The sequence below is a fragment of the Patulibacter sp. NPDC049589 genome, assembly GCF_040675535.1.
In the GTDB taxonomy this organism is placed as follows: domain Bacteria; phylum Actinomycetota; class Thermoleophilia; order Solirubrobacterales; family Solirubrobacteraceae; genus Patulibacter.
In genome coordinates, this window is the sequence record NZ_JBFAPC010000084.1 from 1 (window position 1) to 24,738 (window position 24,738).

A 24,738-nucleotide genomic window follows, 5' to 3' on the forward strand; every position below is an offset into this window, starting at 1 on the left:
GAGCCGCCGGGCGTCGAGGTCCGGCGCCCCCGCGCGCCGGAGCAGCGCGGCGGTCTCGTCGGGGCGGAAGGCGAGCTCGTCGGGGCCGACGACGATCGACGGCCGCTCGACGGCGTCGGGCCCGTGGGCGGCGCGGGCCCGGTCGGACGCGGACGTCCCCGCCCCGCCGTCGAGGAGCAGCCGGAGGCGGCCGTCGGCGGCCCCGGCCCGGCGCCCGAGGATCACCGTGTCGAGCAGGACGGCGAGGTCGGGGAGGGACGGCTCCGCGCGCATGGACAGCACGACCGACAGGCCGGGCGGGCCCGAGACGGCGACCGCGCGCAGCAGGTCGCGGGCGGCCCGGGAGCGGACCACGTGCAGGTCGTCGAGGACGAGCACGCCGTAGGTGGTGCGGCGGCGGCGCGGCGGCACGCGCTCCGGGTCGGGGCCGGCGTCGCGTCGCGGCTCGCGGTCGAGGGCGTCCAGCGCCGACCGCAGCCGGAGGACGAGGTGCTGCGGGTCGTCGTCGCGGTCGTCGAGGGCCAGCCACGCGCAGGGCCGCGGCGACGTCGCCGCCCACGCCGCCAGCGCCGTCGTCCGGCCGTACCCGGGCGGCGCGGCCACCACCGTCACCGGGTGGGCGGTCGCGGCCTCCAGGAGCGCGGTGAGCCGTGGTCGCGGCAGGGTGCCGGTCGGCACGCCCGGGGGCGCCGGGAGGGGGACGGCGACGGGATGGTCCGTCGCGCGGGACGTGGCGCGGCCGCGCTCGTCCGATGGTCCAGGGCGCTGTCCGCGGCGCGCGGGCGCGGGCATCGTGGAATTCCGCGGAGCCACATCAGGAGCATCCCCCAGCCCGACCCGGCTCCGGGCCGATCGGCTCCTGGATCTTCTGCGGTGCCCACCCCGACGGCAGGCCCCGGGGTCCCCGATGGTACGGGTGGTGTGAACGCAGGTACCGTAGGTGCCGGTGTCCGGTCTCGATCCTGAGGACGGAGGACGTCCGGCGACGATCCTCCCCCCGCTGCTGGACCGCGACGCGGAGACGGCGCTGCTGCGCGCGGCGGTCGACGACGCCGTGGCCGGCACGGGCCGGCTCGTCGTCATCGAGGGCCCCGCGGGGATCGGCAAGTCGCGGCTGCTGCAACAGGCCGCGGAGCTCGCCCGGTCGCGCGTCCCCACGATCCTCCACGGCGCGGGCGACGAGCTGCGCCGGACCCGGGCGCTCGGGCTCGTGCGCGGGCTGCGGGACGACGCCGGCGCCCCGGCGTTCCCGGACCTCGACGCCGGCGACCCGGCGGCGGACGTCGCGGCGCCGGACGGCGGGGCGGCCGCCGTCCACGGCGTCCTCGGGGCCCTCCGCGCGCTGACGGGCCCGGATGGACGCGACCCCGTCCTGCTGGTCCTCGACGACCTGCACTGGGCGGACGCCGGCTCGCTGCGCGTCCTCGACGAGCTGGCGGGCGGGCTCGCCACCCTGCCGCTGGCCGTCGTCGTCGCGACCCGCCCGCGCGAGCCCGGCGCGTTCCACGACCTCCTCGACCGGCTGCGCGCGCGGGCCGGCGCCGGCTACGTGCGTCCCGCGCCCCTCAGCGCGTCGGCGGTGGGCGTGATGGCGGCCGAGGCGCTGCCGTCCGGCCGCGCGACCCCGCAGGCGATCCGCGCCCTGGCGCAGCGCAGCGGCGGCAACCCGTTCTACGTCCGGGAGCTCCTGCGCGCCGACGCCGTCGACGCGGGGGACGCCGCGGTCCCCGACGCCGTCCGCCGGTCGGTCCGCCTGCACCTGCAGCGCCTGGGCCCGGAGGCCGTCGCCCTCGCGCGCGCGGTGTCGGTGCTCGGGTCCGGGCGGACGCTGCGCACCGCCGCGGCGCTCGCCGGGCTCGACGCCGAGGCGGCGGAGGCCGCCGCCGACGCGCTCGCGCGGGTCGACGTCCTGCGCCCCGGTGACCCGCTGGCCTTCGAGCACGCGCTGCTCGCCGACGCGGTCCGGGCCGAGCTCGAGCCCTTCGCGCGGGCCCGCCTGCACCGGCGCGCCGCGACGCTCCTGCACGAGCACGGCGCCGCCGACGACCAGGTCGCCGCGCACCTCCTGGAGGCGCGCGCCGACGGCGACCCCTGGGTGGCCGCGACCCTGCTGCGCGCCGCCCGCGCCACGAACGCGGCGGGCGACCCGGTCGCCGCCGGCCGCCTGCTCGAGCGCGCCCGCCGCGAGCCGCCGCCGCCCGAGCTCGAGGGCGACGTCGCGGGCGCCCTGGCCGAGGCCGACGCCCTCGCGGGCCGCCCCGGCGCCGCCGAGCGCCTGGCCGAGGCGCTGCAGCTGATCGACGACCCGCGCCGCCGCGCCGAGCTGCGCTACGCGCTCAGCCGCGCGTTCCACCTGGCCCAGCGGTTCGGCGACGCGGCCCGCACGTCCGGCGACGCGCTCGACGGCCTGGCGCCCGACGACGCCCTCTACGACCGGGTCCTCGCGGGCTGGATGACCGACGCGCTCTTCGACCCGCACCTCCAGCCCCAGACCGACCCGCGCGTCGCCGCCGTCACGGCGGAGATCCGGGCGGGCTCCGCGGCCGCCGGGCCGCTGCTCGCCCACGCGACGACCCTGGCGGCGCTGGACGAGGCGCCGGCGGACGTCGTGCGGCAGCTCGCCCGCCGCGCGACGTCCCGCGATCCGCTCGCCGACGCGGCGGCCCACGGGTTCCCCCTGACCCACGTGTCGACGGGGCTCCTGCACGCGGACCTGCTCGACGAGCTGCTCGCGATCACCGAGCGGGCGCTCGCGTCGCCGGCGGCCCGCACCAGCGTCCTCGCGCAGATGACCGCCCGCGGCGGACGGGCCTACGCGCACCTGCTCCGCGGCGAGCTGACGGACGCGGTGCGGGAGGGCGAGCGCGCGCAGGCGATCTCGCGGGCCACCGACACCCCGTACTCCGCGTGGTGGATCGTGGCCGTCGCGGAGGCCCACCTGGCGGCCGGCGACGTCGACGCCGCGCAGGCCGCCCTGCGGCAGGCCGCGGACGTGACGATCCCGGCGTTCGCGGAGCTGCGGCTGGGCGAGGCCGCGGCCGCGGTCGCGCTGCAGTCCGGGGACCCGGAGGCCGCGATCCGCATCGCCAGCGCCGGCGAGGAGGCCCGGGCGGGGCACGGCGGGATCCGCCTGTCGCTCGGGGCCCGCGACGGCCGCGGGACGCTCGCCACGGCGCTCGCCGCGGTCGGCCGCCGCGACGAGGCGCTGGAGCTCGCGGACGCGGAGGTGGCGCGGACGGCGGACGCGGTGGTCCCCCGGCACCACGCCGACGCGCTGCTGATCGCCGGCGCGATCCGGGGCGCGGAGGGCACGCCGGCCCTGGAGCAGGGCGTCGCGCTGCTGCGCAGCTCGCCGTCGCGGGTGCTGCTGCTGCGGGCGCTGACGGCGCTCGGGCTCGCGCGCCGGGCGGCCGGCGACGCCCCCGGGTCCCGCGCCGCGCTGCTGGAGGCCCTCGAGCTGGCCGAGCGCCTGGGCCTGTCGCAGCGGGCCGACGAGCTGCGCGGCGACCTGCGGACCGTGGGTGCGAGGCCGCGCCGGGCGGCGCTCCGCGGGCCGGGAGCCCTGACCGACGCCGAGCTGGACGTCGCCCGGCTGGCGGCGTCGGGGCTCGGGAACCCCGCGATCGCGGCGCGCCGGCACGTCAGCCGCAAGACGGTGGAGACCCATCTGGGCCGGATCTACCGCAAGCTCGGGATCGGCTCGCGGGACGAGCTGGCCGCGGCGCTGGCCGACGGCGACGGCCCCTAGGAGCTCGCGCCGGAGCCCGCGTCGCCGCCGGGCAGCTCGATGGCGCCGTCGGGGGCCTCGACGGTCACCGGCCGGTCGAACGCGCTCAGGGTCGCCTCCGACGCCGTGGAGCGGTCGTCGGGGTCGTCGCAGCGCTTGTCGGGGGTGCCGCCGGGACGCCGCGGGCCGGTCTGCACGACCCGCAGCGGCAGGGGCGGCCCGGACGTGGCGGTGAGCAGGCGGCTGGGGCTGGTGCCGGGCTGGTCGCCGGCGTCGATCAGCACGTCGGCGGGTGTGCCGTCGATGCTCTCCTGGGGGCCGGCCTTCAGCGTGCCGTTGCCGACCAGGAGGCACGCCGCCAGGGTCTTGGGCGCGAACCCGTCGAGCAGGTCGGTGACGTCGGCGCTGGAGGCCGGCAGCTTCACCCACGTGTCCGCGATCCGGTCGGCCACCGCCTTGCCGTCCTTGCCGAGGTTGGCCGTCCAGTACTCCGCGTTGCCGCGCGCGTAGGCGGCGCCGGGCAGGACCTTGAGGCGCAGGGCGGTCGGGCCGAGCCGCACGAGGACGGAGGCGCGTCCCTCGGCCGTGATGTCGCCGGTGATCGTGGTGTAGCCGTCCGGATCCGTCTGGCTGGCCACGAGGTGGTAGCTCTTGACGGCGGCCAGGGCCTTCGAGGACGCCTCCAGGCGTGCGGTCACGTCCGACGAGGAGGACCCCGACGCCGACGAGCCCGACGTCGTGCCGCCGCCGTCGGAGTCCGAGCCGCCGCAGGCCGCGAGGGCCAGCGGCAGGAGCAGGGCCGGGATCAGGAGGCGGGCGGGACGACCGGGAGCACGCATGGCGTCAAGGTACCCGTCCGGTGTGTACACCGGTTCGGTGAGATCTCGCAGGACGCGCCGGCCGGAGCGCGGCGCCGCGGCCGACAGCCGCCGGGGGTCAGTCCAACGTGCCGGGTGGCAGCACGTAGCGCCGCGGCACCGGGGCCTGCACCGGGCCGCGGTCGTGGAAGTGGGAGCCGTGCAACCCCTGCTGGCCGGGGCGCGGCGGCGCGGCGGCCTCGGGCTCGCCGTCGTGGTCCGCGATCCAGGCGAGCACGTCGGCCGAGCCGGTGCCCTCCGCGAGGATCGACGACCGCTCGATCACGTGGCCGCCGGAGCGGTGCGGGCGGGACAGCCGGGCGACGAGCGCGCGGATCGCGAGGTCGTCCATCAGACGACCGACGACGGGCGGTCCGAGGGCTGCCGGGGGATGGTGTGCACGGGGCGACCTTCCGAGCCCGCCGGGATCGGCGTCGGGGCTCTGTCCGCACGACCCTACTCCTCGTCCGGCGCAGGATCGACCGATCCGCGGCCTCAGTGCCGCCCGGCCCGGTGGTCGCCGCGGGCCTGCGCCTGGGCCTCGGCCATCGCCCGCGCCTGGACCTCGAGCGCGGCCTCGACCGACGCCGCGTGCTCGCGGCGCGCGGCCGACGCGGCATCCTCGGCGCACTTCGGCCCCGACGGCACGTCGGCGGGGAAGCCCCCGATCGCCGCCCGCAGGCGTTCGACCAGGACGGCGGAGCGCCGGTGGTCCGAGAACCGCTCCTCCGCCTTCTGCTGCCGGCCGGGGTCGCGATCCCCGTAGAGCCAGCGCGCCCACGGGGACCCGGGCTTGCCGAGCCGCACGAGCGCCCACAGGCCCACGGGCGGGAACAGCAGCGCGCCGAAGCCGTGGAAGAACCGGCCCTTCGCGAAGCAGACCCCCGTCACGAGCAGGGCCCCGATCGTGTAGCCGGCCGACACCGCGGTGGCCAGCACGTCGTCGCCCGTGGCGATCTGCAGCGGGTTGATGCCGAGGAAGATCAGGCCCATGAACGCGGCGGTGACCGCGACGGCGTCGATCGACTGCCGGCCCTCGCGCGCCCAGTACACGTCCCGCAGGTAGACCCAGAGGGCGAACTCGTCGAACGTCAGGCCGACGCCGATGCCGAAGACCACCGCGGAGACCTGGAACCACGGGGCCTGGCCGCCGAGGGCGAACCCCAGCGTGCCGCCGGCCATCATGAGGCAGATCCCCCACACGAGGTGGTGCAGGTGCACGCCGCCGGTGACGACGCTCCCGGGCCACCACGGGAAGCGGTCGCTGCGGGACATCCGCGCGCTCGTGCGGATGAAGAGGAACGACCCGAGGAACGCGGCGAGCACGAGGAAGATGCCCTCGCGGCCGGGATCCTGGACGTACTCGCGCCACTGATCCGCTGGGAACGTGGCGACGACCATCACCCCTGACGGTACCGGGACGGGCGGTGACGGCGATCCGGCAGGCGTTGCGGCGCCCGGGCCGGTCCACGGACGGGGACGGCCCGGAGGGCGTGGGCGCCAGACGCTCACCTGGCGCGTCGGCGGCCGCTGGGGCGATCCGCCGCGGCGACGCCGGGCGCCCGGGGGGTCCGGGGCGGGGAGGACGCGGGTACCCTCGGACGCCAGCCGTGCCGCCCGAAGCGCCTCCACCCGCCGCGGTCCCGCCCGCGCCCGCGCCCGCCCCGCCGCGGGCCGTCGCCGTCCGGGCACACGTGCTCGCGGCCGTCTTCCTCGGCGGGATGCTCGGGACCCTGGCGCGCGCGGGACTGGCGGAGGCCGTCCCGCACGACGACCCGGCCGCGTGGCCCGGGGCGACGTTCGCGGTCAACCTCGTCGGCGCGGCGCTGCTCGGCTGGTGGTCGACCCGGCTGCTGCGCGACCCCGGCGCCGACCCGCGCCTGCGCCCGTTCCTCGCGACCGGGATCTGCGGCGGACTGACGACGTTCTCGACGCTCCAGCTGGAGCTCGTCCGGATGGTCCGCGTCGACGCCTGGGGCACGGCCGTCGGCTACGCGGCGGCGTCGATCGTCCTGGGCCTCGCGGCGGTCGTGGCCGGTCGCGCGGCGGCGCACCGGGTCCCGTCCGGCAGGCGGACCGGGGGCCCCGCGTGACCGTCCTGCTCTGGGTCGGGGTCGCGGTGGCGGGCGGCGCGGGCTCCGTCCTGCGGCTGCTCGTCGACGAGGCCGTCCGCGCGCGCCGGCCCGGCGGCGACCTCCCGCTGGGCATCCTCGTCGTCAACGTCTCCGGCGCGCTCGTCCTCGGCCTGCTCGCGGGCCTGGCGCTGGACCACGACGCGTCGCTGCTGCTCGGCACCGCGCTCGTCGGCGCGTACACCACGTTCTCCACCTGGATGCTCGACACCGTGAACGCGTGGTCGCGGCGGCTGGTCGCCGTCGCGGTCGCGAACGTCGTCGTGAGCCTGGCGCTGGGCGTCGCGGCTGCAGCGGTGGGGCGCGCGGTCGGCGCGGCGGTGTAGGACCGCCCGCCGCCGTGTCGTCGCACGCGCTCGCGCGGCGTACGCCCCGGGTGCATATGGACGCACCACGGGCACGACCCCCGAGAGGACGGGCCTTCCTAGGAGTCCCCGTTGGGCCGCCGGCGGTCCTGCTTGACCTGGCCGCGCTTGACCTTCGACTCCACGCGCTTGCGCTTCGCCGAGCGCGACGGCTTCGTGGCGCGGCGCTTGGCGTCGACGTGGAGCGCGTCGCGGATCCGCTCCGCGAGGCGGTCGAGCGCGAGCTGCCGGTTGCGGGACTGGCTGCGGGCGTCCTGCGAGACCGCGCGGACGACCGGGCCGACGCGGTCCAGGACGAGGGCCTGCTGGCCGGGCGACAGCGCCTCGCTCGCGCGGACGTCGAACGAGACCTCGATCCGCGACGAGGTCATGTTCGCGTGCTGGCCCCCGGGTCCGGACGAGCGGCTCGCCCGGATGACGACGTCGCTGAGCGGGATCCGGGTCCCGCCGTTGATGCGCAGCGACTCCATGATCGTCCTCCAGCGTAGGGGGTCGGGGGGGGTCCGGCGGCGTCGCCGGGTCCGGGTGCGGCGCCGGTTCGAGTCCCGCTCGCCGGTCCCCGCGGCGGAGGCGCCCGGGCCGCGAGGCGGTGCGCTCGGCCCGAGCCTCGGGGCCGATCTCGGTCCCCGACCGCCACGACTCCGCGGGAGAACGGGGAAGCCCTTAGGACGAGCGCATCCATGCCAACTACGATGGGGCGACCATGAGTGATCTCCAGCGCCGTTCGGGCCGCAACCTCAGCCGCAGCCAGCGTGTCGACCGCGCGTTCAAGCTGACCGTCGCGACCGGCGGGCTCGGGGTCGTCGGCCTCGTCGTGCTGTTCGCGGTCTCCCCCTTCCTCGGGATCGTCCTGCTCGTCCTCGCGGCGATCAGCGGCGTGATGCTGAAGCGGACGCTCGGCAGCTGACCCGACCCCGAGAAGCGGGGGCCGGGGCCCGCGCGCCTAGCGGATCTTGACCGGCGTCCCCATCGGGATGCGGTCGTAGAGGTCGATCACGTCGGACGGGTGCATCCGCAGGCAGCCGTGCGAGGCGCGGGTGCCGATCGACCAGGCCTCGGACGTGCCGTGGATGCCGATGCCGTCGCGCAGGCCGAGCCAGCGGGCCTTCAGCGGGTTGTTCGGCGCGCCGCCCGGGATGACCTGGCCGGCGAGCGAGCCCGCCCACGCCGAGTTCGGCACGTGCCAGGCGGGGTTCACCTGCTTGGAGGTGATCGAGTACATGCCCGCCGGGGTGGTGTGGCCCTCGGAGCCGACGGCGATCTTGTAGGTCTTCGAGAGCTTCAGGCGCTTGAAGACGCGCAGGCGGAACGACGGGCGGTCGACGGTGATCAGCGTCGAGTACTGGCGCTTGAGCCCGGCGACGGTGACGCTCGCGGTGGTGCGGACGACGGCGAGCTTCAGCGTGCGCGGCTTCGTGGGGTCCTTCAGGACCGCGCCGACGAGGGACTCGAGCTTGCCGCGGTCGAGCTTCCAGCCGTTGCGCGAGCCCGTGACGCGCTGCTTGGTGATGCCGATCTTGATCGTCGCGTTGCGCGACGCCTTCTGCATCGAGGAGATCGAGCGGTACCAGCGGGCGAGCGACGCCGAGTTCCAGGTCGCGATCACCGGCAGCGACGTGTTCGGGGCGGCCTTCGCCGCGGCCTGCGACAGCGCCTCGAGGTCGAAGCGGTACTTGATCGTGGACATCGACAGCTTGTGCGCGCGGCCGGCGACCGTGAGGACGACGTCGGCGGTCGACGGGGCCTTCGCCTCGAGCCCGTTGCGGAGGGCCGCCTTCGCCTTCGTGCGGCTGAGTCCGGAGAGGTCGATGTCGCCGAACCTCACGCCGGCGGCGACGACCTCCTTCGCAGGCGCGGTCGGCGCGGCAGGGGCGGTCGTGGGCGTGGTCGCGGCGGTGGTGGTCGCGGCGGTGGCTGATGCGGGGACGGCGACGGCGGACGCGATCAGCGCGCCCAGCAGCACGGTGCGCGTGGTGGGGACCACGCGGAGGGAGGACGACGGCATCAGCCCATCGTAGGTCGGCCCTCCCGGCCGCGAGCCACCTGCAAGATCCGCTGCGCGGGCGGACGGCGTCCGCCCTCCGGGCACCGGAGCGCGCCCGTCCCGACAGGCCCCGGGCGGCGGCCGGCAACGCCCCGGAGGGCGTCCCGGGCCCGACCCGGCCGGGTCAGGCGGCGAGCTCCAGCGGCTCCCGGCCGACGTCCGTGGCGTCCCAGTCCCCGGCCCGCAGCGCGCTGCGGAACCCCGTCAGCAGGTCGCAGACGAGCTCCGGGACCTCGAGCTGTGGGCAGTGGCCGACGCCGTCGAGCCGCTCGTAGCGGGCGTCCGGGATCGCGGCCAGCAGGTGGCGCGAGCCGCGGCAGGTGACCATCCGGTCCCGCTCGCCCCAGACGAGCAGGACGGGGCAGACGATGCGGTGCAGCTCGAAGGGGTCGACGAGCTCGTTCTTCAGCCGGCGGCCGGTGGCCAGGAGCCGCCGGACGTCGCGGGCGGAGCGGAAGTGGCTGGCGAAGGCGTCGGTGTCCTCGCGGCGGGCGCGCGACGGGTCGCCGTAGGCGAGCTGCTTGTAGATCCGGCTCGTCGCGGCCCGCAGGACCGGGCTCGGGACGGGCATCGCGTCGCTGAGCGCCCAGCGCAGCAGCGGCTGCTGCTCGATGACGCCGAACCACGCGGGGTGGTCGAAGCCGGCGGGCCCGATCGGCACGACGCCCGCGGGCGACGGCTCCTCCTGGGCGCAGCGCAGGGCCACCGCCCCGCCCATGGAGTTGCCGACGAGGATCGGGGCCTCGTCGCCCCACAGCGCCGTGGACGCGGCGTGCACGATCCGCACGTACTGGTCGAGCATCGGCTCGTCCGGCCGCAGGCGGTCGGCGGCGCCGAAGCCCGGCAGGTCGATCGCGACGGCGCGCTGGCCCCGGTCGGCGAGCAGCGCGAGGACCCGGCGCCACGTGTCGGCCGAGTCGGAGTAGCCGTGCAGGAGGAGCAGTGGCGCGCCGCCCGTGCCGGGCGCCGCCGAGCCGCCGACCTCCAGCAGGCGGGTGCGGAACCCGGCCACCAGGGCGGTCCGCTCCTCGATGCGGCTGCTCGTCGTCATCAGAGAACGCTAACCGCCGGGGAGGGACACGTGGGGCTCATGTGTTCAGCATCGGCTTCCGTGCAGACGTCACACTCGGTGTACGGCGGCACCTGGACGTTCGTTGGTCCGCAGGACGGCGGAGTGGCAGCGGGAGTGCAGCGGGCGCGGCCGCCGGGCGGCGTCCTCCGTCCCGCCGGCCGGGCCCGCGGCGTCGCCCGTCACCGTCGCCGCCCGGCCTCCGGCCCGCGCGAAATGCCTGCACAGACGGCATCCGGCCCGCACCGGTCCTCCGTCCGGGTCCGGTCGTACCTTCTCCCTCCATGGAACTGCGCGAGCTCGACCACGGGGCATCCGTGGACCAGGTGCTCCTCGTGCGCGGCGCGGACCTGCGGACCAAGCGGGGCGCCGACGACGTCTTCCTCCGGCTCGAGCTCTCCGACCGCTCGGGCAGCGTCACCGCGATGGTCTGGGACGACGCCGAGGAGGTCGCTCGGGTCGCCGTCCGGGGCCACGCGGTGCGGGTGATCGGGCGCTTCGAGGTCCACGAGCGGTTCGGCCGCCAGATCGCGCTGGACCGCCTCGAGGCGGTGCCGCAGGGAGAGGTCGACCTCTCGACGCTCGTCGAGGGCCCGTCGCAGCCGGTGGCGGAGCTCGAGCGGCGCTTCAGGGGCCTGATCGAGCGCACGGGCGACCCGTGGCTGCGCCGCCTGCTGGAGCGGGTCTTCGATCCACAGGGCGCGTTCTGGCCGCGCTTCCGGGCCGCGCCGGCCGCGAAGCACTTCCACGAGGCCTACCCGCACGGCCTGCTCGACCACACCCTGCGCGTGGCCGAGGCCGTCGAGGGCCTCGCGCCGCTGTTCCAGCCGGTGGACCGGGACGTCGCGGTCGCCGGCGCGATCCTCCACGACATCGGCAAGGCACAGACGTACACGTCGGACCCGGTCGCCCCGGACCTCACCGACGTCGGGCGGCTGGAGGGCCACATCGTCGTCGGCTACGAGATCGTGCGCCGCGTCGTCGGCGCGATCGAGGGCTTCCCGCCGGACACCGCCCGCTCGATCCGCCACATCGTGCTCAGCCACCACGGCAAGGTCGAGTACGGCAGCCCGGTCGTCCCCGCGACGCGCGAGGCCGTCCTCGTCCACCAGGCCGACGACCTGGCCGCGCGGATGGGCAGCATCGACCGCCTGGAGCGCGCGATGGCGCCGGGCGACACGTGGTCGGCGTTCGACCGTGCGCTCGGCGGCGCCGTGTACTTCGGCCCGGCGCGCGGCGGCGTCGCCCCGGAGCCCCCGGCCGCCGAGGCCGCCCCGGACCCCGGCGCATGGTCCGGCGGCGCCGCGGGCGCCGGGCCTCCCGCCTGGTCCGGCGGGTCGGGCCCGCCCCCCGGCGACGACCCGCCCGAGCCCCCGCCGGCGGTCGCCGAGGTCCCCGCGGAGGAGGCGCCGCCCCGCCGCGCGGCCGCCGCGCAGTCCTCGCTCATCGGCCCCGGCGCGGACATCCCGTCGGGAATGGACCTTCGGGCCGCCTGAGGGCGCCGGGGAAACCCGCTGCGTCTCGCCCCTTTCGGCGACCGCGGGCGCCGTCCACCCTGCGCCGGACCCCTCCGGGCCGTACAGTCCCCGGACGATGGCGAAGGACACCGAGAAGCTGATCAGGCAGCTCTCGCTGATCTCGTACCTCATGGCGGAACGACGGCCGGTGACGGCGCCGGAGATCCGGCGGGACGTCGAGGGCTACAGCGGGATGAACGAGGACGCGTTCGCGCGGCGCTTCTACGCGGACCGCGCGGAGCTCGAGTCGCTCGGCATCCAGCTGACGATCGAGCGCCCGGGCGACGGCAGCGCCGAGCAGGAGCACTACTCGCTGCGCAGCGAGAACTTCCACCTGCCGCCGATCGCGTTCTCCGACGAGGAGCTCGCGTCGCTGCAGCTCGCTCTGAGCCTGCTGGACGGCGAGTTCGCCTACGCCGAGCCGCTGCGCCTGGCGCTCCAGCAGCTCTCGTGGGGCCGCCCGTCGCCGCTCACCGAGCCGGCGGCGCGCCTGGTCGGCCTCGGCATCACCGCCGGGGTCGCGGGCCGCGACCCCTCGCAGCGGCTGGCGAAGGTCGAGTCGGCGATCTTCCGCAACAAGACGATCGTCTTCGAGTACCACTCGCTGCACCGCGACGTGATCGAGTCGCGCAAGGTCGACCCGTACCACCTGCTCTTCCGCGGCGGCCAGTTCTACCTGCTGGGCAAGGACTACGAGCGCGGCGGGCTGCGCGTCTTCCGGCTCTCCCGGATCCGCGACAAGGTCGCGTACGCCACGAAGGCCGAGCACGACTTCCGGCGTCCCGACGACTTCGACCCGCGCCCCTACGGCGACCGCGCCGACTGGCAGATGTCGGAGACCGTCGGCACGGCGAAGATCCGCATCGCCGGCCGGATCGCGTGGCAGGTCCAGCGCGCCCACGGCCGCCAGGGCACGTTCGAGACGCTCGACGGCGCCGGCGCGGCCGCGACGTCCGCCGGCGGCGACCAGACGTCGACGGGCCGCGGGTCGCGCGCCGTGGCGGGTGGATCCGGGACGGCGACGGGCGCCGGCACGGCGTCACCCCCGGAGCGCGACGGTGAGGCGGGCGTCGCCGGACCCGCCGGCCCGGATCCGCGCCCCCCGGCCGACGTCGTCTTCACGACCGACTACGGCGTCGCCCGCGCCCTGCTGGGCTGGGTCATGCGGATCGGCGAGCACGCCGAGATCCTCGAGCCCGCGTCCCTGCGCGACGAGTACCGCGCCCGCGTCGAGCTGGTCCGCGACCGCCACTCCGGGCCGTTCACGCCCGCCCGCGGCCGGCTCGTCGAGCCCGTCGAGGACGCCGGCGCCGACGGCCCGCCCACCCGCGACGGGATCATCCGCCCGGAGCGCTTCGCCCGCCTGGTCACGCTCGCGTCGATCCTGATCCACGCGGGCCGGGCGGCCGAGCGGCTCGAGGTGCAGGAGCTGCTGAACCGCCTGAACGTCTCCGACGCCGAGCTGCGCGACGACATCAACGTCCTCAACGTCGTGAACTTCGGCGGCGGCTCGTACGTCCTCTACGCCGAGATCGCGTCCGACGGCTACCTCGACGTCGACCCCGAGCCGTACTCCGACCACTTCGCCCGGCCGGCGCGCCTGCTGCCGGTCGAGGCCAAGGCCCTGGTCGCCGCGATCGACCTGATCGGCGACCACTTCCCCGACGGCACGCTCGGCGACGTCCGCCGCAAGGTCGTCGACGCGCTCGGCGAGGACCCGCTCGAGCACGGCCTGCAGGTCGCCCACGGCGGCGGCGACGACCGCGACCTCTCGCGGCTGATCTCGCGCGCCGCGCACGACCGCAAGCTCGTCGAGCTCGACTACTACAAGCCCAACGAGGACGAGTTCTCGCACCGCACCGTCGAGCCGTACGCGCTCATCAACGGCCGCGAGGGCTGGTACGTCGCCGCGTTCGACCCGGCCCGGGACGACGTCCGCCACTTCCGCCTCGACCGCATCCGCCACGCGCACGTGCTGGAGCAGACGTTCGAGCGCCGCCCGGAGGTCGACCCGGCCGCCGAGGTCGCCGGCTGGCCCCGCACCGGCGAGCTGCCCGCGTCGCGCTCCGCCCGCGTCTGGGTCAGCCCGGACCGCGCCCGCTGGGAGCGCGAGCGCCGCACGATCGCCGAGGAGCTCGAGGACGGCGCGCTGGTCACCGAGATCGCGTTCGCCGGCGTCGACTGGCTCGTCCGCGAGGTCCTGACGGAGATCGGCGACCTCGTCGTGCTGGAGCCCGGCGACGCCCGCGACGCCGTCCGCCGGGTCGCCGAGGGCCTGCTCGCGCGCTAGCCGGCCGGCCGCTGTTCGACGCCGCCCAGCGCGCCGGGGAGGTCCGGGGCGACCTGACCCTCGAGCAGGCCCTCGAGGCGGTCGTCGCGATCGCCCGGATCGACGGCGACGCCGCCGACGTCGAGCCGGTCCTCGGGACGCTGCTGGACGGACTCCGTCCTCCGGCCGGCGCGGCGGCGGGATCCTGATCGTCTAGCGTCGCCTCATGAGCCGCCGCGACCGCATCACGATGAGCGACGAGGAGGCCCTGGCCTTCCTCGACGAGGAGCGCACCGTCGTCTGCGCGACCCAGGGCCCGCGGGGCTGGCCGCACCTGATGCCCCTCTGGTACGTCGTCCGCGACGGCCGCCTGTGGGCGTGGACGTTCGCCAAGTCCCAGAAGGCGATCAACCTCGAGCGCGACCCGCGGGCGACGCTGCAGGTCGAGGCCGGCGAGACGTACGACCAGCTGCGCGGCGTGATGCTCGAGTGCGAGGTCGTCCTGCACCACGACCTCGACGTCCTGAAGCCGCTGGGTACCGAGATCCTGCGCCGCTACACGCCGGGACTCGGCGAGGGCCAGCCGCTCCCCGATGGGGCGGCCGAGGCGATCGAGGCCCAGGCGAGCAAGCGCGTGGCCTTCGAGTTCGTCGAGCAGCGCCGCTCGACGTGGGACCACCGCAAGCTCGCTCCGGGCGTGTACTAGCGGCGGGGCCGACCGTCCGGTGCGGGCGGCCCGCGGCGCCCCGGACGCGCGGTGGAGGGCCGCCGCGCCGGATACCGCCGTTCACCATGAGGGTCCCCCGGCGCCGGGCGGGCCCGGACGGGTGGCGGGCCGTCCGGGCCCGGCCCTATAGCCTCCGCCGCTCATGGCGCATCTCAAGGGTCTGATCCTCTCGGGCGGACGCGGTACGCGGCTGCGGCCGATCACGCACACGTCGGCCAAGCAGCTGGTCCCCGTGGCCAACCAGCCGGTGCTCTTCTACGGCATCCGCTCGATGGTGCAGGCGGGGATCACGGAGATCGGGATCATCCTGAACCCCGAGACCGGCGGCGAGATCCGCGAGGTCGCCGGCGACGGCTCGCAGTTCGGCGCGCAGATCACCTACATCGACCAGACGTCCCCGGACGGCCTGGCGCACGCGGTGCTGACGGCCGAGCCGTTCCTCGGTGAGTCGTCGTTCGTGATGTACCTGGGCGACAACCTGCTGCAGGGCGGCATCTCGGAGCTCGTCCAGCAGTTCGAGCAGCACGCGCCGGACGCGATGATCCTGCTGCAGCCGGTCGAGGACCCGACGGCGTACGGCGTCGCGGAGCTGCAGGACGGCCGCGTCACCCGGCTGGTCGAGAAGCCGCAGGAGCCCAAGAGCGACCTGGCGCTCGTCGGGGTCTACCTCTTCACGAAGCGGATCCTGCAGGCCGCCAAGGCGATCGACCCGTCGCCGCGCGGCGAGCTGGAGATCACCGACGCGATCCAGTGGCAGGTCGACCAGGGCGACCGCGTCGAGCCGCACGTCGTGCACGGCTGGTGGAAGGACACCGGCAAGCTCGCCGACATGCTCGAGGCCAACCGCCTGATCCTCGAGACGATCGAGCGGCGCGTCGACGGCCAGGTCGACGAGGCGTCCAACGTCGAGGGCCGCGTGATCATCGAGGCCGGCGCGCAGATCGTCCGCTCCGTCGTCCGCGGTCCGGTCGTGATCGGCCACGACGCCGTGATCACCGACAGCTACGTCGGCCCGTACTCCGCGATCGCCCGCGACGCGGTCGTCGAGCGCTCCGAGGTCGAGCACTCGATCCTGCTGGAGCGCGCGAAGCTGATCGGGCTGGAGGGCCGCATCGAGTCCTCGCTGCTCGGCCGCGACGTGATCGTCCGCCGCGGCGAGCGGACGCCCCGCGCCTACCGCTTCATGGTCGGCGACAACTCCGAGATCGAGATCCTCTAGGCGATGGGCTTCTCCCAGCAGCGCGGCGTCCAGCGACTCGGGCCGAACTTCATCGTCCGGCCGAACAAGGGGGCGCTGGACCGCAGCGACGACGACGGTCCCGACGCGGCCGCGTCGCGGCGCCGGATGATCGTCGTCGGGGCGACCGGGATGCTCGGCCACCGCGTGGCCGACGTCGCCCGCGTGCACGGCTGGGACGTCGTCGAGGCGCCCCGGGTGGCGTTCGACATCACCGACCTCGGCAGCACGACGGTCTGGCTGGAGAAGGCCTCGCCGGCCGTCGTCGTCAACTGCGCGGCCTACACGAACGTCGACGCGGCGGAGGAGGACGAGGCCGCCGCGCTGCGCGTCAACGGCGAGGGCGCCGGCAACCTCGCCAAGGCGACCGCCGCGCTGGGCGCGCGGATCATCCACGTGTCGACCGACTACGTCTTCCGCGGCGACGCGACCGAGCCGTACGCGGAGGACGCCCCGGTCGACCCGCAGGGCGCCTACGGCCGGACGAAGCTGGTGGGCGAGCAGCTCGTCGCCGAGCACAACCCCGACCACCTGATCTGCCGCACCAGCTGGCTGTTCGGCGAGGGCGGCGGCAACTTCGTCGACACGATGCTGCGGCTCGCGGCCGACCGCGACGAGGTCTCCGTCGTGGCCGACCAGCAGGGCTGCCCCACGTGGACCGGGCACCTCGCCCCGGCGATCGTCGCCGCGGCCGCGACCGACGCCCGCGGGATCGCGCACCTGTGCGGCAGCGGGCGGACGACCTGGCACGGCCTCGCGCAGGAGACCTTCGCGCTGGCGGACACCGGCACGACGGCGCTCCCCGTGACGACCGACGCGTTCCCGCGCCCCGCCCCGCGCCCGGCGTGGAGCGTCATGGCCTCGACGCGCCCGGACGTCCCGGCGCTCCCGGCCTGGCAGGACGGCCTGCGCGGCCACCTGCTGGCGGCCAACCGCCTGAAGGCCTGAGGGGCCCGCTCAGCGCTCGTCGCGCTGGGCGAACGGGTTCGGCGTCGTGCCCGGCAGCGTCGCGCCGGTGCGGTCGGTCCGCCCCGGGGTCGTCGGCCGCGCGTCGACCGGCGGGTGGCCATTGGCCGCCCCGTCGTCATCGTCGTCCGCGTGGTCGTCGCGGACCGGCCTCGCGCCCTCGGGGACGTAGCGGCCTCCGTGGTCACCGGTCGCGATCTCGGTGCCCATCGTCGCGATCCGCTCCTGCGACGCGCGCCAGCCGGCGACGGGGACCTCGTGCTCGAGGTGCCAGCCGAGGAACCGCTGCTTCTCCGGTCGCGACCAGAGCTCGATCGTCCACGGGACCGGGAGCAGCAGCCGGATCGCGACGAACAGCGGCAGGAGCAGGAGCAGGAGCAGCAGCTCGGCCAGCAGGATCAGCGTGACGACGATCGCGGGGATCGCGAGGACCAGCAGGAAGATCCCGATGATCGCGCTGATCGGGTCGTCCCCGAGGCCCCCGAAGTCGTCGAACGGCACGTCCGGCACGTCGCGCACGCGGCGCCGCCACGGCAGCCAGCGGCGGCGGACCTTCCAGCGACGGCCGAAGCGGTCGACGACCTTCACGTGCGGGCTCCGGTCATGCGCGGCATCCTAGGGCGCGGATCCGCCGTCGTCGTGGGGGAGCTCCCCGTCGTGGGCGCGCCGCGACGGTCGTGTGGCCACTCGCGCACCGGGTCGGCGCGGCTCGCGTAGGGTTCCCACCCGTATGAAGCTTCTCGTTTGTGGTGGTGCCGGGTTCATCGGTTCGGCGTTCGTGCACCAGCGCGTCGCCGCCGGCGACGAGGTGCGCGTGCTCGACGCCCTCACGTACGCCGGGCGGCGCGAGAACGTCGAGGGCCTCGACGTCGAGTTGCTCGTCGGCCGGATCGAGGATCCCAACGCCGTCCAGCAGGCCACCGCCGGCGTCGACGCGATCGTCAACTTCGCGGCCGAGACGCACGTCGACCGCTCGATCCTCGACGCGCAGGCGTTCGTCCTGACCAACGCGCTGGGCACCCACACCCTGGTCGAGGAGGCCCGCCGCAGAGAGGTCCGCTACCTGCAGGTCTCCACCGACGAGGTCTACGGCTCGATCACGGAGGGCGCGTTCACCGAGCAGCACCCGCTGGAGCCCTCCTCGCCGTACTCGGCGTCGAAGGCCGGCGCCGACCTCACGGTCCTGGCCGCGCACCACACCTACGGGCAGGACGTCGTCATCGCCCGCGGGTCCAACTGCTACGGCCCGCGGCAGTTCCCGGAGAAGCTGATCCCGGTGATGACGCTCAACGCGCTGCACGGCGGGCCGCTGCCGGTCTACGGCAAGGGCGACCAGGTCCGCACCTGGCTGCACGTCGACGACTTCGCGTCCGGCATCCACGCCGCGCTCACGCACGGCGTCGCGGGCCAGGCCTACAACGTGGGCGGCGCGAAGGAGAAGATCAACCTCGACGTCGTCACCTGGATCATCGGCCTGACCGGCGCGTCGACCGACCAGATCCGCCACGTCGAGGACCGCCTCGGCCACGACTTCCGCTACGCGCTGGACTCCTCCAAGCTCGAGGCCCTGGCCGGCTGGAAGCCCCGGATGGACTTCGACGACGGCGGCCTGGAATCGACCGTCCACTGGTACCGCGACCACCCGCAGTGGTGGAAGCCGCTCGTCGACACCGAGGACTACAAGGCCTACTACCGCCGCGTCTACGGACAGGACCACACCTTCCTGGAAGCGTAGGGGCGGGGGCGCGCCGCTCGGCGCGCTCCCACCGGCAGGCAGGCTCCGGCATTGGGGCCCGGCACGCGAGCCGGGCGCGGGGGCGGGCCGACGGCCCGCCGCTACTTCGCCGTGGTGGTCGTCGCCGCGGAGGTCGTGGTGGTCTCGGCCACCGGGGCGGACCGCGCCGGCGCGGGCGTCGGGGCGGTCTTGGCGCCCTTCTTGCCCGTCACGCTGCCGTCGAGCTTCCAGGTGCCCTCGCGCACGAGGGTGAGGGAGTCGAGGCGCTGCTCGTCGTCGTTGAGCTTCAGCCGGACCTCGGCGGTCGCGACGTTGCCGTCGATCTTGATCTCGCGGACGTCCATCTGGGTGGAGTCGGCGTTCTTCAGGGCGGTCGTCGCGGTGGCGACGCACTTCTGGGCGCCGCCGAAGGCCGCGACCAGCTGCTTGGAGAGCAGCGACCGGCAGACCTTCTCGGCGCCCGGGTCGTCGTTCTGCTCGTCGCTGTAGGCGTCGTCGAGATCGCGGATCGCGTCGGCGACCTGCGCGGCCGGACCGGAGAAGTCCTTGTCCTTGACCCCGGCCTGCTGCGCGCAGCCGGTGACCCCGGCGGCGGCGAGGGCACCGGTGACGGTGAGCAGGGCCAGACGAGGGACGATCACGGGAGCGAACGGTACCGTAGGGCCGGTGGACGCGGCCCTGGCCGAACACCAGCGGCAGGTCAGCACGTGTCGCGCCTGCCCCCGGCTCGTCGCGTGGCGCGAGGAGGTCGCGGTGGTCAAGCGCGCGGCGTACCGCGACGAGGAGTACTGGGGCCGCCCCGTCCCGGCCTTCGGCGACCCCGCCGCGCGGGTCCTCCTCGTCGGCCTGGCGCCCGCCGCGCACGGCGCCAACCGCACGGGCCGGATGTTCACCGGGGACCGCTCCGGGGACTTCCTCTTCGCGTCCCTGCACCGCACCGGGTACGCGAACCGGCCGCGCTCGGACCACGCCGGCGACGGCCTGGAGCTCACCGACTGCTGGATCACCGCGGTCGTCCGCTGCGCTCCGCCGCAGAACAAGCCCACGACGGCGGAGCGCGACGCCTGCCTGCCGTGGACGGCCCGCGAGCTCGACCTGCTGCCGAACGTGCGGGTCGTCGTGTGCCTCGGCGCGTTCGGCTGGGACGGCGCGCTGCGGCTGCTCGCCGCGCGCGGGGTGCCGATCCCGCGGCCGCGGCCGCGGTTCGGCCACGGGGCCGAGGTCGACCTCGGCCCCGTGCGCCTGCTCGGCACGTTCCACCCGAGCCAGCAGAACACGTTCACCGGCCGGCTGACCCCGCCGATGCTCGACGCGGTCCTCGCGCGCGCCGCGGAGCTGGCGGCGGGCTGACGCGGCCTTCGCCGGGGCGCGCGGCCACCGGTGAGCCGCACGGGACCAGAGGGCGGCCGGAGCGGGTCGCGGTCCTCCGCCCGGGCCCGCCCCGGCGTTCAGCGGCCGCCCGGGTCCCGCAGGCGCAGCGGTGCGGTCGGCGGGGCGGCGGCCGGCGGGTCCGACCGGCCGGAGCTGCCGGTCCACAGCGGGCGCTGGCCCGCGGTCGGCGGGGCGTCCGGCCGGGGCGGTCCCGCGGGGCGCGGCGGTCCTGCGGCGAAGGGCACCCCCGACGGCGGACCGACCGGCCCGGCGGCGGGGCCGCGCGAGGGGACGGGGAGCGGCCGGCCGAGCGCTCCTCCGGGGGTGCTGAACGACGTCACGGTGACGGTGCGCGTCCACCGGTCGTACGGCGTCCGGCGCAGCGGATCACGGGAGATCGACCACCAGAGGTAGCCGCCCCAGGCGCAGGCGGCCAGCAGCCAGCCGATCCAGCCCAGCGTCTGGCCGGTGGAGAGCCCTGAGTCGTCGTAGTACGAGTAGGACTCCTGGTCGGTCAGGCCGATCAGCAGCAGGAACGGGAGCGCGATCAGGATCCGGACGCCGAAGGGGTAGAGCAGGTCGTGGAGGAACGCCGTTCCGCCCGTCACGGGGCGACCGTCCAGCCGCAGCAGCCGGATCCCGGCCGCGCCGCGACCGACGGTCTGGCCGTTCTTCGGCCCACTGCGCCCCATGGTCAGCATCACGTAGAGCAGCCCGATCAGGCCGACCACGAGCGGCAGGACGAAGATCACGATCACGAGCAGGCCGAGCCCGGCGGCGACCGAGTCGCCGTCGCCGTCGCCGATCCCGCTGAAGATCAGGGCCGTCCCGATGACCATCACGAGGAAGTAGACGATCGTCGCCGGGACGCCGATGATCAGGTTGTCCAGCAGCGTCGCGCCGATGCGCGAGCCCGGCCCGGCGGGGACGGGACGCACGTGGTCCGGTGCCGGGGCGCCCGGGCCCCCGTGGGTGGTGGGGGCGGGGCCGTTCGGTCCCCCGGGGCCGCCGGGGGATCCGGACCCGACGGGGGCCGCCCACCCGGAGGACCCGGCGGGCGGCCCGGTCGGCGCGCCGTGGCGCAGGGTGGGCGGCGACGCCGGAGCGGCGGGCGGGCCGCCGGGACGAGCCGGCGGGGCGGCGCCCCGCAGCGGGATCGACGGTGGCGGGATCGGTCGCGGGGCGGGCGGCGGCGTGGGCTGGGCGGCCGGCGGGGAGACGGCGGTCGGCTCCTCGTCGGCGAAGTCGTCGGCGCCGAGGACGATGCGACGGTCAGACACGGGGACGCTCCCCGGGGACGGACGCGCGGTGGACGGGGCGACCGGGGGCCGGAGGACGGCGGGACCCGGCGGCAGGGCGTGGTCGGTGGGTCATCAGGGCAGCGATCTTGATCGCTCCGGGGCCCGAGGACCATCCGCCGTCTGGCGGAGACGGGCCGGGACGCGGCTCAGCTCGCCGGGCAGCCGGACGCCCGGAGCGGCCACCGCTCGCGGGGCAGCGCCCGCTGCAGCGCCCGCGCCATCCGGCTCAGGACCGGGGTCGCGGACTCCAGGCCGCCCGGCACCAGGGCGGCGACCGCGACGACCACGCCGCGGCGTCCGTGGCGCAGCACGCCGTACTGGACGGCCACGTAGCGGCCGCCGGCTTCGGGCCCCCAGCCGCCCTTGAACGCGACGGGCGCGCCCCAGCGCGGCGACCCGAGACCCCACCGCTGCGCGGGCACGACCTGCCGCATCAGGCCGGTGACGTACGTCGTGTCGGCGCCGGAGAGGACGCAGCCGGCGGCGAGCCCGCCGACGAACCGGACGCCGTCGGTGAGCGCGAGGTCGGTCTGCCCGAAGGTGCTGAACGTCTCGCGGCGCGCGCGGTTGACCGGGATCGACCGGCCCGTGCCGGCGCTCAGCGCGGCCTCGATCCGGTCGGACGCCCCGTCGACGCCGCCGAAGGTGTCCTCCAGCTCGCCGAAGAGCGCGAGCGCCGCGTCGTTGTCCGACGCGGTCAGCGCCGACCGCGCGGAGGACCGCTCCGCGGCCGTGGGCGTCGAGCCGCCCGGCAGCTCGCCGTCCCTGCGGGCCCGCAGCACGGCGGACAGGACGCCGAGCTTCATCGTGCTCCAGGCGTGGGTCGATCGCAGGTCCCCGGCGCGCGCCACGCTACCCGGCCCGAGGGTGCCGACGGCGGCGCCCGTCCCGGCGCCGCCCGCGTCCGCGGCGGCCGCGGCGGCGCGCCGCAGGAGCGTCCGCGTCCGGCGGCGCTCGGCGCGGATCGCGGCCCGGGGGTCGGGGGCCGGGTCGGCGGCGGTCGTCGTGGTCGCGGCGGCCTCGGCCGTGGTCGTCACGGGCTCCTGGCGCGCGGTCGTCGTGGCGGGGACGCCGGCGGCCGCCGGCGCGGGGTCGTCGGAGTCCGTCGCGCTGCGCAGCAGGGCGCCCGCGCCGACGGCGACGGCGATCAGGAGGAGGGCCGCCAGGGCGAGCGCCACCCGCGGGACCGGTGGGCGGCGCGGACCGGGACGCATCGGCGGCACCCTAGCGGGCGCTCGCGGCGCGGCGGGCGGGTCGGCTGATCATCGGACGGCCCGCAGGTAGCGCCCGATGCCGGTGGCGATCGCCCGCCCGGCCCGGCGGCGCCACGCGCTGTCGGCCATCAGCGCCGCGTCGGTCGCGTTGCGCATGTTGCCGGTCTCGATCATCACGCCGGGGACGGTCAGCAGGTTGAGCCCGCCGAGGTCGGTCCGGACGTCCAGGCCCGCGCTGCCGAGGTACGTCGAGTACGGCATCCCGGCGCCCGACCGGTACGCCCCGCGGACCGCGCGCCCGAGGCGGGCGGACGTGGCGACGATGCGGCTGTGGCCCGCGACCTGGGGGACGGCGCCGGGCAGGATCACGTGGAAGCCGCGGCCGCCCGGAGGACCGCCGTCGCCGTGGATCGAGACGGCGGCGTCGGCGTTCGCGGCGTTCGCGATCCGGGCGCGCCGGTCGACGCACGGGCCGACCCCGTCGTCGCCGCGACGCGTCAGGACGACGTGCGCGCCGCGGGCGACCAGGGCGCGGCGGACGTGCTGGGCGAGCAGCCAGTTCAGGCGCGACTCGGCGAGTCCGCCGTTGCTCTCGGTGCCGGTGGTGTTGCAGGCCTTGCGGCCGTTCCCGGCGTCGACGAGCCGGTTGATCTCGGTCGGGTGGCTGCCATTGGCGCCGTTGTGGCCGGGGTCGATGACGACGGTGCGGCCGGCGAGGTCGCCGGCGGTGGTAGTCGCCCCGGTCCCGCCCGTCGCTCGCGTCGACGTCGCCGGCGTGGCGGATCCCGCCCGCGGGGCCTCCTCCCGGGGGCTCGCGGCCGCCGTCCCGCCGGACGTGGCGGCCGGCACGGCGGCCCGGGCGGGGTCGTCGTCGCCGGAGGAGAGCGCCAGCACCGCGCCGGCACCGACGCCCAGGACCGCGACGACGAGCAGGACGAGGGCGAGCGATCCCACGCGGCCGCTCACCGGGGTCCTCCGGCGCCGGGACGCTCCAGGGACTCGAGGTCACCACGCATGCGACGCCATTCAAGCACCCGCGCAGAGCATCCACGACCGGCCGATGGGCGTCTCCGCCGATCGGCGGATCCTGTTCCGTCCGATCCCCGTGCCCATCGGGCCGCGGCGCCGGCGGCCCTGATCGCCGTTCGCCACGAGGGATCCGATCTGCTGAGATGCCGGGCGTGTCGACCCGCACCGCTGGTCGCCGACCCGCGGCGGTGGGTCCGCGACCCATCGCACCAGGTCCCGGCGCGACGCCGTCAAACGTCCCAGGAGTCCCAGCGCCATGAACGCGACCACCGGCTCGGCCGTCGGGGCCTCGTGCCCGTACTGCCACTTCCCGATCAAGCCCGGGGTCGAGGTCACCACGTGCGACGCGTGTCACGCCGCGCACCACGTCGAGTGCTGGACGGAGAACGGCGGCTGCGCGGTCACGGGCTGCCCGCAGCAGGCCGGCGTCACGGCCGACGCGCCGACGCAGCCGCTCCCCCAGGGTGCCGCCGCGTACGCCGCTGCCGCCGCGCCGACGGGCGCCCCCGCCTGGGCCTCGGCGCCGCCGCCCGCGCCCGCCGGCGCCGGGCGACGGAACGGCCCGCACTGGGGCGTCATCGTGGCGCTGGTCGCGCTCGTCCTCGTCCTGGCGGTGGCGGCGGGCTACTTCGCGCTCGCGCCGGGCGACGACGATTCCGGCAAGCAGGCCTCGGCGACCGTCGCCGGCACGACGTCGACGGCCGGCTCGGATCCGTCGACCGCGCCGTCGTCGTCCCCGTCGGGCGACGCCGCGGCGGGGACGACGGACACCGGGCCGACCGCGACGGACGATTCCCGGGCCGCGGAGAAGCAGCGGGTCGCCGACGAGCTCGTCGAGATCATGGCCGACTCCGCGGAGGGCCGGAGCGCGAACATCCGTGCCGGCCGGACGGGGAACTTCGGGCCCGCGCTGACCAAGCGCACCGCGGTGCTTCGGCGGCTCCAGGGCCTGCACGGCGCCGACGCTGCGCAGGAGTCCGCGATTCGGACGTTCGAGTACGCGATCTCGGAGTCGCGCAAGTCGGTCATCCGCCGGCGGGACGACCCGTCGGTGCGCACCGTCCGCACGTCCAACGACGAGCACGCGACGGAGAACAAGCAGCTCTTCTGCCAGAAGTGGAAGAGCTCGGGGATGGCGGACCTGACCGGCGCAGCCTGCAACCCGGACGCGATCTGAG

23 protein-coding genes and 1 pseudogene are annotated in these 24,738 nt (G+C 76.2%); 12 read left to right on the top strand and 12 right to left on the bottom strand.

Translation table 11 applies throughout. From position 1 onward, the window contains the following. A pseudogene (locus AB0L40_RS15990) lies at positions 1-678 on the bottom strand (hypothetical protein); the annotation flags it as partial. Between the two features lie 268 nt (positions 679-946). On the opposite strand from AB0L40_RS15990, the gene AB0L40_RS15995 reads away from it, so the two are divergent. Next, a complete protein-coding gene (locus AB0L40_RS15995; protein WP_364356366.1) occupies positions 947-3,748 on the top strand; it encodes an AAA family ATPase in 2,802 nt (933 codons plus the stop codon). Here the strand turns inward: AB0L40_RS15995 and AB0L40_RS16000 are convergent. The 3 genes from AB0L40_RS16000 to AB0L40_RS16010 form a co-directional block, all read right to left on the bottom strand. Next, positions 3,745-4,566: a hypothetical protein gene (locus AB0L40_RS16000; RefSeq protein ID WP_364356369.1), complete on the bottom strand. Its 822-nt coding sequence runs from the start codon at positions 4,564-4,566 to the stop codon at positions 3,745-3,747. The two genes, AB0L40_RS15995 and AB0L40_RS16000, sit on opposite strands and share 4 nt — an antisense overlap. A gap of 97 nt (positions 4,567-4,663) precedes the next feature. Beyond that, positions 4,664-4,936, bottom strand: a complete 273-nt coding sequence (locus tag AB0L40_RS16005; RefSeq protein WP_364356372.1) for a hypothetical protein — start codon at positions 4,934-4,936, stop codon at positions 4,664-4,666. Positions 4,937-5,079: 143 nt separating this feature from the next. Next, complete coding sequence (locus AB0L40_RS16010) at positions 5,080-5,985, bottom strand: hypothetical protein (RefSeq protein WP_364356375.1); 906 nt, start codon at positions 5,983-5,985, stop codon at positions 5,080-5,082. A gap of 293 nt (positions 5,986-6,278) precedes the next feature. On the opposite strand from AB0L40_RS16010, the gene crcB (AB0L40_RS16015) reads away from it, so the two are divergent. Together crcB (AB0L40_RS16015) and crcB (AB0L40_RS16020) are read left to right on the top strand one after the other, a co-directional pair. Then, positions 6,279-6,677 (top strand): fluoride efflux transporter CrcB, encoded by a 399-nt coding sequence (crcB, locus tag AB0L40_RS16015; RefSeq protein ID WP_364356429.1) that lies wholly within the window; start codon positions 6,279-6,281, stop codon positions 6,675-6,677. Then, on the top strand, positions 6,674-7,042 hold the full coding sequence (gene crcB / locus AB0L40_RS16020) for a fluoride efflux transporter CrcB (protein ID WP_364356378.1): 369 nt from the start codon (positions 6,674-6,676) through the stop codon (positions 7,040-7,042). Before crcB (AB0L40_RS16015) ends, crcB (AB0L40_RS16020) begins: the two co-directional genes overlap by 4 nt. 98 nt (positions 7,043-7,140) lie before the next feature. On the opposite strand, the gene arfB is transcribed toward crcB (AB0L40_RS16020), so the two are convergent. Beyond that, positions 7,141-7,551 (bottom strand): alternative ribosome rescue aminoacyl-tRNA hydrolase ArfB, encoded by a 411-nt coding sequence (gene arfB / locus AB0L40_RS16025; protein ID WP_364356381.1) that lies wholly within the window; start codon positions 7,549-7,551, stop codon positions 7,141-7,143. A 233-nt stretch (positions 7,552-7,784) separates the two neighbouring features. Between arfB and AB0L40_RS16030 the strand changes: the two genes are divergently transcribed. Beyond that, complete coding sequence (locus AB0L40_RS16030; RefSeq protein ID WP_364356384.1) at positions 7,785-7,988, top strand: hypothetical protein; 204 nt, start codon at positions 7,785-7,787, stop codon at positions 7,986-7,988. A 36-nt stretch (positions 7,989-8,024) separates the two neighbouring features. On the opposite strand, the gene AB0L40_RS16035 is transcribed toward AB0L40_RS16030, so the two are convergent. Continuing rightward, the gene (locus tag AB0L40_RS16035) at positions 8,025-9,086 is read right to left on the bottom strand and encodes a L,D-transpeptidase (protein ID WP_364356387.1); all 1,062 of its coding nucleotides are present in this window, start codon (positions 9,084-9,086) and stop codon (positions 8,025-8,027) included. A gap of 163 nt (positions 9,087-9,249) precedes the next feature. Beyond that, the gene (locus tag AB0L40_RS16040; RefSeq protein WP_364356390.1) at positions 9,250-10,176 is read right to left on the bottom strand and encodes an alpha/beta hydrolase; all 927 of its coding nucleotides are present in this window, start codon (positions 10,174-10,176) and stop codon (positions 9,250-9,252) included. Positions 10,177-10,478: 302 nt separating this feature from the next. On the opposite strand from AB0L40_RS16040, the gene AB0L40_RS16045 reads away from it, so the two are divergent. From AB0L40_RS16045 to rfbD, 5 genes are all read left to right on the top strand, one after another. Further along, positions 10,479-11,690, top strand: a complete 1,212-nt coding sequence (locus tag AB0L40_RS16045; protein ID WP_364356393.1) for an HD domain-containing protein — start codon at positions 10,479-10,481, stop codon at positions 11,688-11,690. Between the two features lie 97 nt (positions 11,691-11,787). Beyond that, entirely contained in the window at positions 11,788-14,001 is a 2,214-nt protein-coding gene (locus AB0L40_RS16050; protein ID WP_364356396.1) for a WYL domain-containing protein, read from the top strand. 205 nt (positions 14,002-14,206) lie between these two features. Then, positions 14,207-14,686 (top strand): pyridoxamine 5'-phosphate oxidase family protein, encoded by a 480-nt coding sequence (locus tag AB0L40_RS16055; protein WP_364356399.1) that lies wholly within the window; start codon positions 14,207-14,209, stop codon positions 14,684-14,686. A gap of 163 nt (positions 14,687-14,849) precedes the next feature. Continuing rightward, positions 14,850-15,926: a glucose-1-phosphate thymidylyltransferase gene (locus AB0L40_RS16060; protein WP_364356402.1), complete on the top strand. Its 1,077-nt coding sequence runs from the start codon at positions 14,850-14,852 to the stop codon at positions 15,924-15,926. A gap of 3 nt (positions 15,927-15,929) precedes the next feature. Further along, a complete protein-coding gene (rfbD, locus tag AB0L40_RS16065; protein ID WP_364356405.1) occupies positions 15,930-16,892 on the top strand; it encodes a dTDP-4-dehydrorhamnose reductase in 963 nt (320 codons plus the stop codon). A gap of 9 nt (positions 16,893-16,901) precedes the next feature. On the opposite strand, the gene AB0L40_RS16070 is transcribed toward rfbD, so the two are convergent. Next, entirely contained in the window at positions 16,902-17,498 is a 597-nt protein-coding gene (locus tag AB0L40_RS16070) for a hypothetical protein (protein ID WP_364356408.1), read from the bottom strand. A 142-nt stretch (positions 17,499-17,640) separates the two neighbouring features. Between AB0L40_RS16070 and rfbB the strand changes: the two genes are divergently transcribed. Next, complete coding sequence (gene rfbB, locus AB0L40_RS16075; protein ID WP_364356411.1) at positions 17,641-18,645, top strand: dTDP-glucose 4,6-dehydratase; 1,005 nt, start codon at positions 17,641-17,643, stop codon at positions 18,643-18,645. Between the two features lie 101 nt (positions 18,646-18,746). On the opposite strand, the gene AB0L40_RS16080 is transcribed toward rfbB, so the two are convergent. Next, positions 18,747-19,286 (bottom strand): hypothetical protein, encoded by a 540-nt coding sequence (locus AB0L40_RS16080; RefSeq protein ID WP_364356414.1) that lies wholly within the window; start codon positions 19,284-19,286, stop codon positions 18,747-18,749. 25 nt (positions 19,287-19,311) lie between these two features. On the opposite strand from AB0L40_RS16080, the gene AB0L40_RS16085 reads away from it, so the two are divergent. Next, the gene (locus AB0L40_RS16085) at positions 19,312-19,995 is read left to right on the top strand and encodes a uracil-DNA glycosylase (protein ID WP_364356417.1); all 684 of its coding nucleotides are present in this window, start codon (positions 19,312-19,314) and stop codon (positions 19,993-19,995) included. Positions 19,996-20,093: 98 nt separating this feature from the next. On the opposite strand, the gene AB0L40_RS16090 is transcribed toward AB0L40_RS16085, so the two are convergent. The 3 genes from AB0L40_RS16090 to AB0L40_RS16100 form a co-directional block, all read right to left on the bottom strand. Beyond that, entirely contained in the window at positions 20,094-21,296 is a 1,203-nt protein-coding gene (locus AB0L40_RS16090) for an RDD family protein (protein ID WP_364356420.1), read from the bottom strand. Between the two features lie 167 nt (positions 21,297-21,463). Continuing rightward, positions 21,464-22,531 (bottom strand): hypothetical protein, encoded by a 1,068-nt coding sequence (locus tag AB0L40_RS16095; protein WP_364356423.1) that lies wholly within the window; start codon positions 22,529-22,531, stop codon positions 21,464-21,466. 48 nt (positions 22,532-22,579) lie between these two features. Next, a complete protein-coding gene (locus AB0L40_RS16100; RefSeq protein WP_364356425.1) occupies positions 22,580-23,497 on the bottom strand; it encodes an N-acetylmuramoyl-L-alanine amidase in 918 nt (305 codons plus the stop codon). Positions 23,498-23,816: 319 nt separating this feature from the next. On the opposite strand from AB0L40_RS16100, the gene AB0L40_RS16105 reads away from it, so the two are divergent. Continuing rightward, positions 23,817-24,737, top strand: coding sequence for an RING finger protein (locus AB0L40_RS16105; protein WP_364356427.1), 921 nt, complete (start codon positions 23,817-23,819; stop codon positions 24,735-24,737). Position 24,738 lies beyond the last annotated feature (1 nt).

Excerpts from the sequence above, each read along its gene's own strand:
- AB0L40_RS16000 (WP_364356369.1), bottom strand. The coding sequence starts at position 4,566 with ATGCGTGCTCCCGGTCGTCCCGCCCGCCTCCTGATCCCGGCCCTGCTC.
- AB0L40_RS16005 (WP_364356372.1), bottom strand. The coding sequence starts at position 4,936 with ATGGACGACCTCGCGATCCGCGCGCTCGTCGCCCGGCTGTCCCGCCCG.
- AB0L40_RS16010 (WP_364356375.1), bottom strand. The coding sequence starts at position 5,985 with ATGGTCGTCGCCACGTTCCCAGCGGATCAGTGGCGCGAGTACGTCCAG.
- arfB (WP_364356381.1), bottom strand. The coding sequence starts at position 7,551 with ATGGAGTCGCTGCGCATCAACGGCGGGACCCGGATCCCGCTCAGCGAC.
- AB0L40_RS16030 (WP_364356384.1), top strand. The coding sequence starts at position 7,785 with ATGAGTGATCTCCAGCGCCGTTCGGGCCGCAACCTCAGCCGCAGCCAG.
- AB0L40_RS16035 (WP_364356387.1), bottom strand. The coding sequence starts at position 9,086 with ATGCCGTCGTCCTCCCTCCGCGTGGTCCCCACCACGCGCACCGTGCTG.
- AB0L40_RS16040 (WP_364356390.1), bottom strand. The coding sequence starts at position 10,176 with ATGACGACGAGCAGCCGCATCGAGGAGCGGACCGCCCTGGTGGCCGGG.
- AB0L40_RS16045 (WP_364356393.1), top strand. The coding sequence starts at position 10,479 with ATGGAACTGCGCGAGCTCGACCACGGGGCATCCGTGGACCAGGTGCTC.
- AB0L40_RS16050 (WP_364356396.1), top strand. The coding sequence starts at position 11,788 with ATGGCGAAGGACACCGAGAAGCTGATCAGGCAGCTCTCGCTGATCTCG.
- AB0L40_RS16055 (WP_364356399.1), top strand. The coding sequence starts at position 14,207 with ATGAGCCGCCGCGACCGCATCACGATGAGCGACGAGGAGGCCCTGGCC.
- AB0L40_RS16060 (WP_364356402.1), top strand. The coding sequence starts at position 14,850 with ATGGCGCATCTCAAGGGTCTGATCCTCTCGGGCGGACGCGGTACGCGG.
- rfbD (WP_364356405.1), top strand. The coding sequence starts at position 15,930 with ATGGGCTTCTCCCAGCAGCGCGGCGTCCAGCGACTCGGGCCGAACTTC.
- rfbB (WP_364356411.1), top strand. The coding sequence starts at position 17,641 with ATGAAGCTTCTCGTTTGTGGTGGTGCCGGGTTCATCGGTTCGGCGTTC.
- AB0L40_RS16095 (WP_364356423.1), bottom strand. The coding sequence starts at position 22,531 with ATGCGTCCCGGTCCGCGCCGCCCACCGGTCCCGCGGGTGGCGCTCGCC.
- AB0L40_RS16105 (WP_364356427.1), top strand. The coding sequence starts at position 23,817 with ATGAACGCGACCACCGGCTCGGCCGTCGGGGCCTCGTGCCCGTACTGC.